This window comes from Pannonibacter sp. CBAS1226, assembly GCF_055685825.1.
The window spans coordinates 191,449-206,635 of the sequence record NZ_JBVOUO010000004.1; the positions used below are offsets into that span (position 1 = coordinate 191,449).

General features: G+C 63.1%; 11 protein-coding genes. 10 read left to right on the forward strand and 1 reads right to left on the reverse strand.

The window, feature by feature from the left end; all coding sequences use genetic code 11:
* Positions 1 to 599: 599 nt before the first annotated feature.
* Positions 600 to 1,187, reverse strand: a complete 588-nt coding sequence (locus AC0CMF_RS13530; protein ID WP_050473385.1) for a GNAT family N-acetyltransferase — start codon at positions 1,185 to 1,187, stop codon at positions 600 to 602.
* Between the two features lie 192 nt (positions 1,188 to 1,379).
* Between AC0CMF_RS13530 and AC0CMF_RS13535 the strand changes: the two genes are divergently transcribed.
* The 10 genes from AC0CMF_RS13535 (at position 1,380) to lpdA (ending at position 14,946) form a co-directional block, all read left to right on the forward strand.
* Positions 1,380 to 1,955, forward strand: a complete 576-nt coding sequence (locus AC0CMF_RS13535) for a protease inhibitor Inh/omp19 family protein (protein WP_050473384.1) — start codon at positions 1,380 to 1,382, stop codon at positions 1,953 to 1,955.
* Between the two features lie 111 nt (positions 1,956 to 2,066).
* Positions 2,067 to 2,831 carry a DUF7662 domain-containing protein gene (locus tag AC0CMF_RS13540; RefSeq protein ID WP_374629811.1) on the forward strand — a complete coding sequence of 255 codons (765 nt, stop codon included), beginning with the start codon at positions 2,067 to 2,069 and terminating at the stop codon, positions 2,829 to 2,831.
* Positions 2,832 to 3,775: 944 nt separating this feature from the next.
* Positions 3,776 to 4,957 (forward strand): cell division protein ZapE, encoded by a 1,182-nt coding sequence (gene zapE / locus AC0CMF_RS13545; RefSeq protein WP_186414913.1) that lies wholly within the window; start codon positions 3,776 to 3,778, stop codon positions 4,955 to 4,957.
* Positions 4,958 to 5,117: 160 nt separating this feature from the next.
* Positions 5,118 to 6,080, forward strand: a complete 963-nt coding sequence (gene mdh / locus AC0CMF_RS13550) for a malate dehydrogenase (RefSeq protein WP_050473381.1) — start codon at positions 5,118 to 5,120, stop codon at positions 6,078 to 6,080.
* Between the two features lie 78 nt (positions 6,081 to 6,158).
* Positions 6,159 to 7,358: an ADP-forming succinate--CoA ligase subunit beta gene (gene sucC, locus AC0CMF_RS13555; RefSeq protein WP_374629812.1), complete on the forward strand. Its 1,200-nt coding sequence runs from the start codon at positions 6,159 to 6,161 to the stop codon at positions 7,356 to 7,358.
* Positions 7,358 to 8,260 (forward strand): succinate--CoA ligase subunit alpha, encoded by a 903-nt coding sequence (sucD, locus tag AC0CMF_RS13560; protein WP_019963709.1) that lies wholly within the window; start codon positions 7,358 to 7,360, stop codon positions 8,258 to 8,260. The genes sucC and sucD overlap by 1 nt, the downstream gene beginning before the upstream one ends.
* Before the next feature lie 297 nt (positions 8,261 to 8,557).
* A complete protein-coding gene (locus AC0CMF_RS13565) occupies positions 8,558 to 11,545 on the forward strand; it encodes a 2-oxoglutarate dehydrogenase E1 component (RefSeq protein WP_122519062.1) in 2,988 nt (995 codons plus the stop codon).
* Between the two features lie 83 nt (positions 11,546 to 11,628).
* A complete protein-coding gene (odhB, locus tag AC0CMF_RS13570; RefSeq protein WP_122519063.1) occupies positions 11,629 to 12,861 on the forward strand; it encodes a 2-oxoglutarate dehydrogenase complex dihydrolipoyllysine-residue succinyltransferase in 1,233 nt (410 codons plus the stop codon).
* A gap of 62 nt (positions 12,862 to 12,923) precedes the next feature.
* A complete protein-coding gene (locus tag AC0CMF_RS13575) occupies positions 12,924 to 13,532 on the forward strand; it encodes an HXXEE domain-containing protein (RefSeq protein WP_186391585.1) in 609 nt (202 codons plus the stop codon).
* A gap of 10 nt (positions 13,533 to 13,542) precedes the next feature.
* The gene (lpdA, locus tag AC0CMF_RS13580; protein WP_050473375.1) at positions 13,543 to 14,946 is read left to right on the forward strand and encodes a dihydrolipoyl dehydrogenase; all 1,404 of its coding nucleotides are present in this window, start codon (positions 13,543 to 13,545) and stop codon (positions 14,944 to 14,946) included.
* The last annotated feature ends 241 nt before the right edge of the window (positions 14,947 to 15,187 follow it).

Below are 15,187 nucleotides of genomic sequence, written 5' to 3' on the forward strand. Positions count from 1 at the left end.
CCGTCTGAGGGGTCTCCACAGATTTAGCCAGCTCATGACCGGCATGAGAAAATGCAGCTCCATGTGCCAGCCTGCCGGCCCTATGCAATTGCCGCTGCATCGCAGCCTCCCTGTTGGACAAGCCAGAGTGCAGGATCCTGATGGCGGATCTGGGGATGATCTGTGGCGATCTTCGCCCAAATTTGCCGCCATCGTGCACCGGGTTTCCTGCGGACTGGAACGCGGCGGTCCGCCATTTGGTTGCCTCTGGCGGCGCAGAATCTGCAAAATTGTGGCGGCATCTGGGAGAGGGTGAATAAATTCAGGGACTTGCGTTCGTTCGTCGCAGCGGCATTCACGGGCAATTGATCTTGCGCTTGCGGATGTACGCGTTAAGCTCATCCTGTCTGCAACTGTTGAAAGGAGGTGAGCCCATGTCGAGTGAGACCCCGAGCCTGACCCTGATGTCTGGGCGGAACGGAACGGTGCTGGAGCAGCCTCTGGCAGCGCGAGGTTTTGCCGGGATCTGATCCGGACACGAGGTCAGCCGATCTCACGGAAGGGCCGCCAGCGCGGCCCTTCTTTGTTTTTATTGGCTTTGTTTTTGCTGGATCGGACAGTCAGCCTTCTGCGGCCCGGGCGTGGGAGGTAAGGCCAAAGACCTTGCGGGCCATGCCGAAGGCAAAGCGGCTCCAGTTGCCAAGCGGATCGGCAGGCGGGATGCCGGCGGACTGCGGCAGAAGGTGTCCCACCACGTCGCCGCATTCGAAGCTGAGATCGGCGGAGAACTTGCGGGCGAGGGCCTGCATGGAGCGGTTGGTGGCCAGGCAGTTCATGTAGATATGCTGGCAGTCGCGCGCTCTGGCGGCAATCAGCAGCAGTTCCATCAGTTCGGTGCCCAGCCCCATGCCGCGCCAGCCTTCTTCCACGCAAAAGGCGGCTTCTGCAGCCGCGGCGCTGCCGACGGGGCGCAATTCTGCCGTGCCGCGCAGCACGCCGTCCTCGAAATAGCCGTAAATGACTGTATCAAGCGCAAAGCTGGTTTCCACATAGGCCCGCAGAAAGCTGTCGCCGACGAGCATGGCAAAGCGGCTGCGGCGGGTCTCTGGGTCCAGACGCAGGAGATGATCACGGAAGAGATGTTTGTCGGCGCTGCCCAAGAGGCGGATACGCCCATTGGTGCTGCCATTGTTGTTAAGGTGCGGCATTCCAGCGGTCCTTCGGTGAAGTGACTCGCCGCCCTTGGGTCCTCCATAGACTTGGACCATATATGACGCGGAATGGCGTCCGGATCAATCACGTTTGCCCCATACGGTGAATTGGGGCATAGCGGGGGAAGAAATTTTTCGCCCTTGCGGTTAGACTAAACGTCCCTGTGGGGCAGGAAGGACTGATTCGACATGACACGAGTTGCAACGATCGCGGTTCTGGCATTTGCCGTTGGTGTGGCCGGCTGTTCGCGGCTGGGCATGGATGGCGGCCGGGCTCCGGCGCCGCTGCCGGCTTCCCCGACGACGCCGGTGGCCGGTGGTCAGCTGCAGCCGCTCACGCCTGCGCCGGGCATGGTGATGAGCGACCCGTCAATGTCCGGGCCGCAGCCCGGCCAGCCCATGGGCCAGCCGCTGGGTGCGCCGCAGCCAGGCACGGCTGCGCCCGGTGCCATGGCCTCGGTCACGCCGCCCGCAGGCGCCACGGAAGTGGGACGCAACGACATGCTCGGCGGCTGGAAGATTGCCTCCGGCAGCTCCAATTGCATGCTGTTCATGACCCTGACCACCTGGTCGGGCGGCTACCGCGCCAACACCCGCGGCTGCAATGACAGCACGCTCGCCGGTATTGCCGCCTGGGACCTGAGCGGCAAGCAGGTCGTGCTCAAGGATGGAACCGGCGCTACAGTGGCCCAGCTCTACGGCGCAGGCGGCGAGCGCTTCAACGGCCAGACCGTGGGCGGCATGCCGGTATCTCTTTCCCGCTGAAGCCGGAAACGCCTGAGCGCATACGGACTTGCACCCCCAAACCCGTTTCCCGGAAATTTCACGGGAAACGGGTAAGTGTGTCGGGGTGTAACTATCGGATGCTGCTGGCCCATGGCAAAATACGACCCGCTGCGTGAACATCTGGCCCGTCTGGACGAAGTCGTCTGGGCTGCGAAGCTTGACGAACTGGAGACGATCCTCGGCGTCAGCCTGCCAATGAGTGCCCGGGAGCACCGGACCTGGTGGGCCAATTCCGGCGGCAGCCTGGTGCATCAGAATGCCTGGCTCGACGCCGGCTGGCGGGTCGATCATACGGATCTGCGCCGGGATCTGGTCGTCTTCCGCCGTCTGCGTATTTCCGGCACCTCGGCTGCTGCCGAAAATGCCGGGCCCTCGCGCTCCGGACGTCATCAGGAAAACCTTGATCAGTTGCGGCGGCATGCCCGCGAAATGCGGGAGCCGGTCAATCTGACCGTTCGTGCCGAATGGACCGAGATCGGCATCGTGACTGAAACCCCCTGCAATAGCCGCCTTGTACCCGCGCTTCCGGGCCTCTACCGGCTGGCGGTGCTGGCCGGCGGCAAGGTTCAGACTTTCATTCTGGATACGGGCGATCTGGGCGCGCTGCACCGGGATCTTCAACGGCTCAGCCACCCGGATGGGACGGATGTCACCCGGATCACAGAGAAGCTCGGCCTTGCGGCGGGAACAGCCGCCATGGCCGACATGGTGACGCCCGGCAACATCTGGCTGATTGCAGATGGCCGCGGCAAACCGGCTGATCTGGCCAGCCCGGCCGGCCGCGAACTTGCGGGCCGCCTGCTGTGCCTTCACGAAAGGCAGAACGGCCGTAAATCCCGTTTCGTGCGCCTGTGACGGCCTGCCGTCCCTGGGTGACGGATACCAGCTCACGATGAGCTTGATGCCACGTAAGCTGGTTGAGCCCGTGCGGCGGCGGGTTGCTTTGCACTGACTGCCATCCCTCCCCTCAAGGGCTACAGCATGCACACATCGTGTTTGAAGCCAAAGACGGTTTGGGGACAGCCAGCAGTCTGGTTACTCTGGCGCGGCGTTTCAGTCCCCCTCCCCCTTGAGGGGAGGGGTGAGGGGTGGGGGTAACGGCCTGAAAAAACGGGGTATTTTCATTGAAGGTGCGTTGGGTAGAGACGAGTGCCAGTCAAGCGGCGCTCCTGTGTGAAGACCCCCACCCCTACCCCCTCCCCTCAAGGGGGAGGGGAAACGAGAGGCTTCAGCCAGAGAAGGAAGGCTCTGAAACTGCTTACCTTTTCCAGCATCAAAGCAGCGCTTGCAGCCTCTTCTTGTACGATGTGTGAATCCGGTAGACCAGGGGGAGGGGGGCGGCAGGCGTCCTCCCGAAAAGCAAACGCCTCATTGCGGGCAGTTTCCGGACCTGATGTGTGAATCTGGTAGCCGGGGCGGGGCAGGGTGTGCCAGCCAGCCAGCCGGACGTATGGCCGGTTCGGGTCCGGTACGTGCCGATTGCAATCCCCGGGGATACACCTTCCTGCGAGCCTGCGCGATGGTTGTGTTGCGGAGGCGCCGGGCCCGGGAAAGGCCGCGCTTTTGCCGCTTTCCTCTTGCAATTGACGAAGAAGCTTTACGTTTGGGTGCCCGTCTTGTGCTAAAAAGCGCGCGCCGGCTGGAGAAGGGGCTTGCGCCGACGTGGCTTTGTCCGTATCGCAACAGCGGAAAATTGTATGCGCTTGTGCGCAGTCGTGCAGCAGATGCCCGTCTGGCAGACCGTACAGGAAGGCGGAAGGCCATTCGGTGCAGGCGGAGAGCCTACATTGAAGCCGACGATGAACATGGATCTGCCGGTTGCAACCGCACTGGCCAGCAGGTACGACGCGCTGGTTGCATCCGGCGCAATTGCCCGTGACGACGCCCAGGCGGAAGTCGTCCGCAAACTCGATTCCCTCAATGCACGCCTTGCGGAAGTCCGCCTCGCCTCGAAGAAGAGCGCGCTGGGCTGGCTGTTTGCGCGCAAGAAGAACGAGATGTGGGCCGCCGTGCATGGCCTCTACATCTGGGGCGGTGTCGGGCGTGGCAAGACCATGCTGATGGACCTCTTCATGGAAGTGACGGTCATCCGCCGCAAGCGCCGGGTGCATTTCCATGAGTTCATGGCCGAGACACATGAGCGCATTTTTGCCTGGCGTGAGGCCCTGAAAAGGGGCGAAGTGAAGGGGGATGATCCCATCCCCCCGGTGGCAGACCAGATCGCCGCCGAGACCCGCCTCCTGTGCTTTGACGAGTTCTCCGTGACCGATATTGCCGATGCCATGATCCTTGGCCGGCTGTTCACACAGCTCTTCGCAAGAGGGGTTGTTATGGTTGCAACGTCGAATGTTGCACCCAGCAATCTTTACAAGGACGGGCTCAACCGGCAGCTCTTCATGCCCTTCATCAACCTGCTGCAGAAACAGGTCGAGGTGCTGATGCTCGATTCGCCAACCGACTACCGGATGGAGAAGCTGGGCGGCGCCGAGGTCTATATCAGCCCGCTTGGCGAGGCGGCAAAAGCGGCTGCGGACGGCATCTGGGCGAAGCTCACAAACGGCTTTCCGGAAGAGCGCCAGCAGCTGGACATGAAGGGCCGGCATATTGACGTGCCGCGCGCCGCCAACGGCGTGGCCCGCTTCACTTTCGCAGATCTCTGCGCAAAACCGCTGGGTGCAGCGGACTATCTGCGCATCGCCCATACCTATGATACGGTCTTCATCGAGGATGTGCCTGCGATGGACCAGACCCGCCGGAACGAGGCCAAGCGCTTCATCAATCTCATAGATGCTCTCTATGACAACGGGGTGAAGACGGTGGTCACCGCAGAGGTTGAACCCGATGGCCTCTACAGGGCGCCAAGCGGGGCCGAGGTGTTCGAATTCGACCGGACAGTGTCCCGTCTCATCGAGATGAGGTCCGAGGCTTACCTGTCCGGAGACAACAGAAGTCATGCACGCGCTGATATGCATTCCGTATAGGTCATGCACGTAAGCGCGCAGGGGACGCCAGAATCTTCAGGTGTCCTAGCGTAATATTCTTTTGATTGGCTTGCGTGAGCGGATCAAAGGGAGTAGTGCCATCCCCAGTCATCGGCGGATGGCATTGAGTTCCATCTTACGTAAAGGGAAACGTTCGGATATGGCGCGCAATAAGATTGCTTTGATCGGTTCGGGTCAGATCGGCGGCACGCTCGCTCATCTTGCCGGTCTCAAGGAACTCGGGGACATCGTCCTCTTCGACATCGCCGAGGGCACGCCGCAGGGCAAGGCGCTCGACATTGCCGAGTCTTCCCCGGTGGATGGCTTCGATGCCAAGCTGGCCGGTGCCAACTCCTACGAGGCGATTGCCGGCTCCGACGTGGTGATCGTCACCGCCGGTGTGCCGCGCAAGCCCGGCATGAGCCGCGACGACCTTCTGGAAATCAACCTGAAGGTCATGGAGCAGGTGGGTGCGGGCATCGCCAAGCACGCTCCGGACGCTTTCGTCATCTGCATCACCAACCCGCTCGACGCGATGGTCTGGGCCCTGCAGAAGTTCTCCGGCCTGCCCGCGCACAAGGTTGTCGGCATGGCCGGCGTCCTGGACAGCGCCCGCTTCCGCTACTTCCTGGCCGACGAGTTCAACGTTTCCGTTGAAGATGTCACGGCCTTCGTTCTGGGCGGCCACGGCGACACCATGGTGCCGCTGACCCGCTACTCCACGGTTGCCGGCATCCCGCTGCCGGATCTGGTCAAGATGGGCTGGTGCACGGCCGAGCGTCTGGAGCAGATCGTTCAGCGCACCCGTGACGGCGGCGCCGAGATCGTCGGCCTGCTCAAGACCGGTTCTGCCTTCTATGCTCCGGCTTCTTCCGCCATTGCCATGGCTGAAAGCTACCTCAAGGACAAGAAGCGCGTTCTGCCCTGCGCTGCTGCTCTCAGCGGCCAGTATGGCCTCAAGGACACCTATGTCGGCGTTCCGGTCGTGATCGGTGCCGGCGGCGTCGAGCGCGTCATCGAAATCGACATGAATGCCGACGAGAAGGCCATGTTCGACAAGTCCGTCGCATCCGTCGACGGTCTGGTTGAGGCCTGCAAGAAGATCCAGCCGTCGCTCGCCTGAGCCCGGTTGTAACCTCACAGGAATGACGTCCGCTGCCGGGTCCCCCGGCGGCGGTTCTCCGAACACACGGGGGAGAGAATGAACATTCACGAGTACCAGGCCAAAGCGGTCCTGAAGGAATATGGCGCTCCGGTTGCCGAGGGCGTTGCAATCTTTTCGGCGTCTGAAGCCGAAGCGGCTGCAAAGCAGCTCCCTGGCCCGCTCTGGGTCGTCAAATCCCAGATCCACGCCGGTGGCCGCGGCAAGGGCAAGTTCAAGGAACTGCCCGCTGATGCCAAGGGCGGTGTGCGTCTCGCCTTCTCGCTGGAAGACGTGGTCAAGCACGCTGGCGAAATGCTCGGCAACACCCTCGTCACCGCCCAGACGGGCGATTCCGGCAAGGTGGTGAACCGCCTCTACATCGAGGACGGCGCCGACATCGAGCGCGAGCTGTATCTCTCCATCCTCGTGGACCGTTCCGTTGGCCGTCCGGCCTTCGTGGTTTCCACCGAGGGCGGCATGGACATCGAGGCCGTTGCCGAACACACCCCGGAAAAGATCGTCACCCTGCCGATCGATCCGGACACCGGTGTGACGGATGCCGACGCTGGCAAGCTCTGCGATGCGCTGAAGCTTGAAGGCGAGGCCCGCGCCGACGCGCTGAAGCTGTTCCCGATCCTCTACAAGGCCTTCATGGAAAAAGACATGAGCCTTCTGGAGATCAACCCGCTGATCGTCATGAAGAACGGCCGCGTGCGCGTTCTCGACGCCAAGGTCTCCTTCGACGGCAACGCCCTGTTCCGTCATCCGGAAATCGTTGCCCTGCGCGACGAGACCGAAGAGGACGCCAAGGAAATCGAAGCTTCCAAGTGGGACCTCGCCTACGTTGCCCTCGACGGCAACATCGGCTGCATGGTCAACGGCGCCGGCCTTGCCATGGCAACCATGGACATCATCAAGCTCTACGGCAAGGAGCCGGCGAACTTCTGTGACGTCGGTGGTGGCGCAGGCAAGGAGAAGGTCGCTGCGGCCTTCAAGATCATCACGGCTGACCCGAAGGTCGAGGGCATCCTCGTCAACATCTTCGGTGGCATCATGAAGTGCGACGTCATCGCGGAAGGCGTTCTCGCCGCCGTGAAGGAAGTCGGCCTCAAGGTTCCGCTGGTGGTGCGCCTCGAAGGCACCAACGTCGAACTCGGCAAGAAGATCATCGCCGAAAGCGGTCTGAATGTGATCGCCGCTGATGATCTGGACGATGCCGCCCAGAAGATTGTCGCTGCCGTGAAGGGAGCCGCCTGATGTCCATTCTCGTCAACAAGGACACCAAGATCATTGTCCAGGGCCTGACCGGCAAGACCGGCACGTTCCACACGGAACAGGCTCTGGCCTATTACGGCACCCAGATGGTTGCGGGCGTGCACCCGGCCAAGGGCGGCGAAAAGTGGTCCGGCTCCAAGGGCGAAAGCCTGCCGATCTTCGCATCCGTGGCTCAGGCCAAGGACGCCACGGGCGCTGACGCATCGGTGATTTACGTGCCGCCTGCCGGTGCTGCCGCTGCCATCATCGAGGCGATCGACGCCGAGATCCCCTTCATCGTCTGCATCACGGAAGGCATTCCGGTTGCCGACATGGTGAAGGTCAAGGCGAAGCTGGAGAAGTCCAAGTCGCGCCTGCTCGGCCCGAACTGCCCCGGCATCCTGACCCCTGAAGAATGCAAGATCGGCATCATGCCGGGCTCCATCTTCAAGAAAGGTTCGGTCGGTATTGTGTCGCGCTCCGGCACGCTTACCTATGAAGCCGTGTTCCAGACCTCCAACGCCGGCCTCGGCCAGACGACGGCTGTCGGCATTGGCGGTGACCCGGTCAAGGGCACCGAGTTCATCGACGTGCTGGAGATGTTCCTGGCCGACGAAGCCACCCAGTCGATCATCATGATCGGTGAAATTGGTGGTTCCGCCGAAGAGGATGCAGCCCAGTTCCTCAAGGACGAGGCCAAGAAGGGCCGCAAGAAGCCGATGGCCGGCTTCATCGCGGGCCGCACGGCTCCCAAGGGCCGCACGATGGGTCACGCCGGTGCCGTGATCTCCGGCGGCAAGGGCGGTGCGGAAGACAAGATTGCCGCCATGGAATCGGCCGGCATCCGCGTCTCTCCGTCTCCGGCCAAGCTCGGCGAGACCCTCGTCGAAGTCCTGAAGGGCTGATACGATTTCCGGGCGGGGCGCATGGCGCCCCGCTTCGGCAACCACCGGGCCCCCGGCGGCCACGCGGTAATCCAGGGGGATTTCCGCCAGCAAAGTGCCGGAAACGTGTCTTGGCTGCGTAGTTTGTTTACGTATCGTAAGGCATAAGGGACACCCGAGCGGACGCGGCGTCGCCGTCTCGTTCGCACTCTTGAGCGGGGTCCGCGCCGCAAGGCCGGGCCCGAACGTGCAAACCAAGGGCCTGCCATCCGGCCGGTCCGCCAAAATAAGGGCGGAGCAACCCTCCGCTGATGCAGCATGGCTCGGCAGGACGCGAACAATGTCTTCGCGATGACGTCGTTTCTCTACGGCGCCAACGCAGCCTATATCGAAGAACTCTACGCCCAGTATCAGGAGAACCCCGCCTCGGTTGATGCCGAGTGGCAGGACTTCTTTGCTGCGTTGAAGGACGACAAGGCCGATGTGCTGAAGGAAGCGCGTGGCGCTCCCTGGAAGCGCGCCGACTGGCCGCTCGCCGCGAAAGGCGATCTCGTCAATGCCTGTGACGGCAACTGGGCTCCGGTCGAAAAGGCCGTGGGCGACAAGCTGAAGCAGAAGGGCGATGCCAAGGGCAAGCCGCTCTCGGATGCCGAAGTGCAGCAGGCGACCCGCGACAGCGTGCGTGCGCTGATGATGATCCGCGCCTACCGCATGCGCGGCCATCTGCATGCCGATCTCGATCCGCTGCGCCTCTCGCCCCCGGGCGATCACGAGGAGCTGCACCCCTCGTCCTACGGCTTCACGGATGCCGACTGGGACCGTCCGATCTTCATCGATCACGTGCTGGGCCTGGAATATGCCACCCTGCGCCAGATGCTGGAGATCCTGAAGCGTACCTATTGCTCGACCCTCGGCGTCGAGTTCATGCACATTTCCGATCCGGCCGCCAAGGCCTGGATCCAGGAGCGCATCGAAGGGCCGGACAAGCACGTCGAGTTCACCCCGCAGGGCAAGCGCGCCATCCTGAACAAGCTGGTCGAGGCCGAAGGCTTCGAGAAGTTCATTGATGTGAAGTACACCGGCACCAAGCGCTTCGGCCTTGATGGCGGCGAAGCGCTGATCCCGGCGCTGGAGCAGATCATCAAGCGCGGCGGTCAGCTCGGTCTCAAGGACATCGTTCTCGGCATGGCCCACCGCGGCCGCCTGAACGTGCTGACCCAGGTGATGGGCAAGCCGCACCGCGCCGTGTTCCACGAGTTCAAGGGCGGCTCCTACGCCCCGGACGATGTGGAAGGCTCGGGCGACGTGAAGTATCACCTCGGTGCGTCTTCCGACCGTTCCTTCGATGGCAACGAGGTTCACCTGTCGCTGACGGCGAACCCCTCGCATCTGGAAATCGTCAACCCGGTGGTGCTCGGCAAGTCCCGCGCCAAGCAGGACCAGATTTCCGCTGTTGACGGCCGCTGGATGGTGGATACCGCCCAGATCGACCGCTCCCCGGTTCTGCCGCTGCTGATCCACGGTGACGCGGCCTTTGCCGGCCAGGGCGTCGTGGCAGAGTGCTTCGGCCTGTCGGGCCTGCGCGGCCACCGCACCGGCGGCTCGATCCACGTCATCATCAACAACCAGATCGGCTTCACCACCAATCCGCGCTTCTCGCGCTCCTCGCCCTATCCCTCGGATGTGGCGAAGGTCATCGAGGCGCCGATCCTGCATGTCAACGGCGACGATCCGGAAGCCGTGGTCTATGCGGCCAAGATCGCAACCGAGTTCCGCCAGACCTTTGGCCGCCCGGTCGTGATCGACATGATCTGCTACCGCCGCTTCGGCCATAACGAAGGCGACGAGCCGGCGTTCACGCAGCCGATCATGTACCGCAAGATCCGCAAGCATCCGACGACGCTGCAGCTCTACACCGACCGCCTGATCGCGGAAGGCGTGGTTTCGGCTGAAGAGGTCGAGGGCATGAAGGCCGCCTGGCGCGCCAAGCTCGACACCGAGTTCGAGGCTGGCCAGGTCTACAAGCCGAACAAGGCCGACTGGCTCGACGGCAAGTGGTCCGGTCTGAAGCGGGCTGACGACGAGGAAGATCCGCGCCGCGGCTCGACCGGCGTTGCCATGGATGACCTCAAGGCTCTGGGCAAGAAGCTCACGGAAGTTCCGGAAGGCTTCAACGTCCACCGCACCATCTCGCGCTTCCTCGCCAACCGTCAGACCATGATGGAAACCGGTGAGGGCATCGACTGGGCGACGGCCGAGGCGCTGGCCTTTGCAAGCCTGCTGAAGGAGGGCCACCCGGTCCGCCTGTCCGGCCAGGACTGCGAACGCGGCACCTTCTCCCAGCGCCACAGCGTGCTCTACGATCAGGAAGACGAAAGCCGCTACATCCCGCTGAACCATGTCAGCGACGATCAGGCCCGTTACGAGGTCATCAACTCGATGCTCTCGGAAGAGGCCGTGCTCGGCTTCGAATACGGCTACTCGCTGGCAGAGCCGAACGCGCTGACCATGTGGGAAGCCCAGTTCGGTGACTTTGCCAACGGTGCCCAGGTGCTGTTCGACCAGTTCATCTCCTCTGGCGAACGCAAGTGGCTGCGCATGTCCGGTCTCGTCTGCCTTCTGCCGCATGGCTATGAAGGTCAGGGTCCGGAACACTCCTCCGCCCGTCTGGAGCGTTTCCTCCAGCTCTGCGCGGAAGACAACATGCAGGTCGCCAACTGCACCACACCGGCGAACTACTTCCACATCCTGCGCCGTCAGCTGAAGCGCGACATCCGCAAGCCGCTGATCCTGATGACGCCGAAGTCGCTGCTGCGCCACAAGCGGGCGGTGTCCAAGCTCGTCGAGCTGGGCGAGGATTCCACGTTCCACCGCCTGCTGTGGGATGATGCCGAGTACCAGCCCGATGGCGCCACCCGCCTCGTCGCGGATGACAAGATCCGCCGGGTCGTCATGTGCTCCGGCAAGGTCTACTACGACCTGCTGGAAGAGCGTGAAAAGCGCGGCATCAACGACGTGTACCTGCTCCGCGTCGAGCAGATCTACCCGTTCCCGAAGAAGGCCCTCGCCCAGGAACTGGCCCGCTTCCGCAACGCCGACATGGTCTGGTGTCAGGAAGAGCCCAAGAACATGGGCAGCTGGTTCTTCGTCGAACCCTATATCGAATGGGTGCTCGACCAGATCGGCGCCAAGTGCCGCCGCCCGCGCTATGCCGGCCGCGACGCCATGGCCTCGACGGCAACGGGCCTGATGTCCAAGCATCTGGCCCAGCTCCAGGCATTCCTGGACGAAGCATTCGCAAGCTGATCCGGTCCGGCCTGCCATCCCCGGGATGGCGGGCCACCGGTCTACAGAATTGGCCAAGGCAGATTTTTTAAGAGAAGGCGACCATGGCAACCGAAATCCGCGTGCCCACCCTGGGCGAATCCGTGTCCGAAGCGACGATTGCCCAGTGGTTCAAGAAGCCGGGCGAAGCCATCAAGGCCGACGAGCCGCTGGTGGAACTGGAGACCGACAAGGTCACCGTTGAAGTTCCCGCTCCTGCTTCCGGCGTTCTGGAAAGCATCGTCGTCAAGGAAGGCGAGACCGTTGGCGTCAACGCTCTCCTCGGCTACATCGCTGCCGGTGAAGGCGCCGCTGCAGCTCCCGCTGCCAAGGCAGAGGCTCCGGCCCCGGCGGCAGCTCCCGCTGCTGCTGCTCCGGCCGCTGCTCCCGCAGCTCCGTCCTCCATGCCCCCGGCCCCGGCTGCGGGCAAGCTGCTGGCCGAAACCGGTCTGTCGGCTGATCAGGTTGCCGGTTCCGGCAAGCGCGGCCAGGTGCTGAAGGGCGACGTGCTGGCCGCCGTTGCCGCCGGCGTTTCCGCAGCTCCGGCTGCAGCAGCTGCTCCCGCCGCCGTCCGTGCGTCCGTTCCGGCGGATGACGAGGCCCGCGAAGAACGCGTGCGCATGACCAAGCTGCGCCAGACCATCGCGCGCCGCCTGAAGGATGCCCAGAACACCGCCGCCATGCTCACCACCTACAACGAGGTGGACATGGGCCCGGTGATGGAGCTGCGCAGCGCCTACAAGGACGTGTTCGAGAAGAAGCACGGCGTGAAGCTCGGCTTCATGGGCTTCTTCACCAAGGCCGTCTGCCACGCCCTGAAGGAAATTCCGGCCGTGAATGCCGAGATCGACGGCACGGACGTGATCTACAAGAACTTCTGCCACATCGGCGTGGCCGTTGGCACGGACAAGGGCCTTGTCGTGCCGGTGGTGCGTGATGCGGACCAGATGTCGATCGCCGAGATCGAAAAGGAAATCGGCAACCTCGGCCGCAAGGCCCGTGACGGCAAGCTCGGCGTCGCCGACATGCAGGGCGGCACCTTCACCATCTCCAACGGCGGCGTCTATGGCTCGCTGATGTCCTCGCCGATCCTCAATGCCCCGCAGTCGGGCATTCTGGGCATGCACAAGATCCAGGAACGTCCGATGGCCGTGAACGGTCAGGTCGTCATCCGTCCGATGATGTATCTGGCGCTGTCCTACGATCACCGCATCGTTGACGGCAAGGAAGCCGTGACCTTCCTCGTCCGCGTCAAGGAAAGCCTGGAAGATCCGCGCCGTCTGGTGCTGGACCTCTAAGCGCTCCACAGCTCATCCGCCGCCGGCTCTCCGGCGGCGGGCCTGCAAAAGGGCCGCTGGTCATGAGAGGCACGCTCGAAAGGCTGCAAGCCAACTGGGTCTACGGCGGTTTCCTCGCCGGTCTCGTCCTGCTGGCCATGACCAGCGTCTTCACCAAGACCTGGCCCTTTTCGGAAAAGCTCGTCTATCTGAGCCTTCCCTTCTACATGCTGCATCAGCTTGAAGAGCATGATGCCGACCGTTTCCGCCGCTTCGTGAACTATGTCATCGGCCGGGGGCATGATGTGCTCACGGTTCGGGCCGTGTTCATCATCAACGTGGCGGGCGTGTGGGGCGTCGTGGCGCTGTCGCTCTGGCTCATGCGCTCCATCGCGCCGGGCTGGGGGCTGATTGCGGTCTATCTGCTGCTGATCAACGCAGCCTTGCATGTGGCGCAGGGGCTTGTCCTGCGCCTCTACAATCCGGGCCTTGCCACCGCCGTGGCCCTGTTCATTCCCCTGGGCGTCTATGCGATCTATGGCCTCTGGCCTCTGACGACGCCCCTCCAGCACGGGGTGTCGATCCTCCTTGTGCTGGCGCTCCATGGCGCCATTGCCTTGCGCGTGCGCCAGAGGCTGCAACGGTTCGAAGCCGCAGCCGCATCTTCAAACGATTTCCCTTCGCAAACCTAGAGGCGACCTCATGTCCCAATACGATCTCGTCGTCATCGGCACCGGCCCCGGTGGTTATGTCTGCGCCATCAAGGCGGCCCAGCTTGGCCTGAAGGTCGCCGTTGTCGAAAAGCGCGCCACCCATGGCGGCACCTGCCTGAACGTTGGCTGCATTCCCTCCAAGGCGCTGCTGCATGCCTCCGAGCTGTTCCATGAAGCCGGCCACGGCTTTGAAAGCCTCGGCATCAAGGTGGGTGCACCTAAGCTCGACCTGCCGGCCATGATGCAGCACAAGCAGGCCACCATCGACGCCAATGTCGGCGGCGTTGGCTTCCTGCTGAAGAAGAACAAGATCGATGCCTTCCACGGCACCGGCAAGATCCTGGCCGCAGGCAAGGTCTCCGTCACCGCTGAAGACGGCAAGGTCACCGAGATCGAGACCAAGTCCATCGTCATCGCCACCGGCTCCGACGTGATGCCGCTGCCGGGTGTCGAGATCGACGAAAAGACGGTCGTTTCCTCCACCGGCGCGCTGACGCTGGAGAAGGTTCCGGGTCATCTGGTGGTCGTCGGCGGCGGCGTCATCGGTCTGGAACTGGGCTCCGTCTGGGGCCGTCTGGGCGCCAAGGTCACTGTGGTCGAGTTCATGGACAAGATCCTCGGGCCGATGGACGGGGACATCTCCAAGCAGTTCCAGCGCATCCTTGCCAAGCAGGGCATGGAGTTCAAGCTGTCGTCCAAGGTGACGGGCGTTGAGAAGAAGGGCGGCAGCCTTGCCGTCAGCATCGAGCCGGCCGCCGGTGGCGCTGCCGAAGTGCTGGAAGCTGACGTTGTGCTGGTCGCCATTGGCCGCCGTCCCTACACCGCCGGTCTCGGCCTTGAGGAAGCGGGCGTCAAGCTGGACAACCGCGGCCGCGTCGAGATTGACGGCCATTACCAGACCAACGTCCCGGGCATCTATGCCATCGGCGACGTGGTCGTTGGCCCGATGCTGGCCCACAAGGCCGAAGACGAGGGCGTGGCTCTCGCCGAAATCCTCGCCGGTCAGGCTGGCCATGTGAACTATGACGTCATCCCGGGTGTGGTCTACACCTCGCCGGAAGTCGCCTCCGTCGGCAAGACCGAGGAAGAGCTGAAGGCTGCCGGCGTCAACTACAAGACCGGCAAGTTCAACTTCACCGCCAACGGCCGCGCCCGCGCCATGAACCACACCGACGGCTTCGTCAAGGTTCTGGCCGATGCTGCGACCGACCGCGTGCTGGGCGTGCACATCCTCGGCCATGGCGCTGGCGAGATGATCCACGAAGCTGCCGTGCTGATGGAATTCGGCGGCTCTTCGGAAGATCTCGGCCGCACCTGCCACGCGCATCCGACCATGTCGGAAGCCGTCAAGGAAGCTGCCATGGCCACCTTCGCCAAGCCGATCCACGCCTGACCGGCGCTGGACCTGCAGATATGAGAAAGGCCGGAGCGGCAACGCTCCGGCCTTTTTGCTTTGCGGGCGGCCTGCCAGTTTCCTCCGTCATGCCATGGCTCGACCATGGCATCCATGCCGTTTCACCTCCGCACGTTCGCGAGCTTATGGGTGGACCTTTCTGAAAACCGGCATGATTGGAAACGTCATGGAATGGATGCCATGATCAAGTCATGCCATGACGACGGTGAGGGTGTGTGCT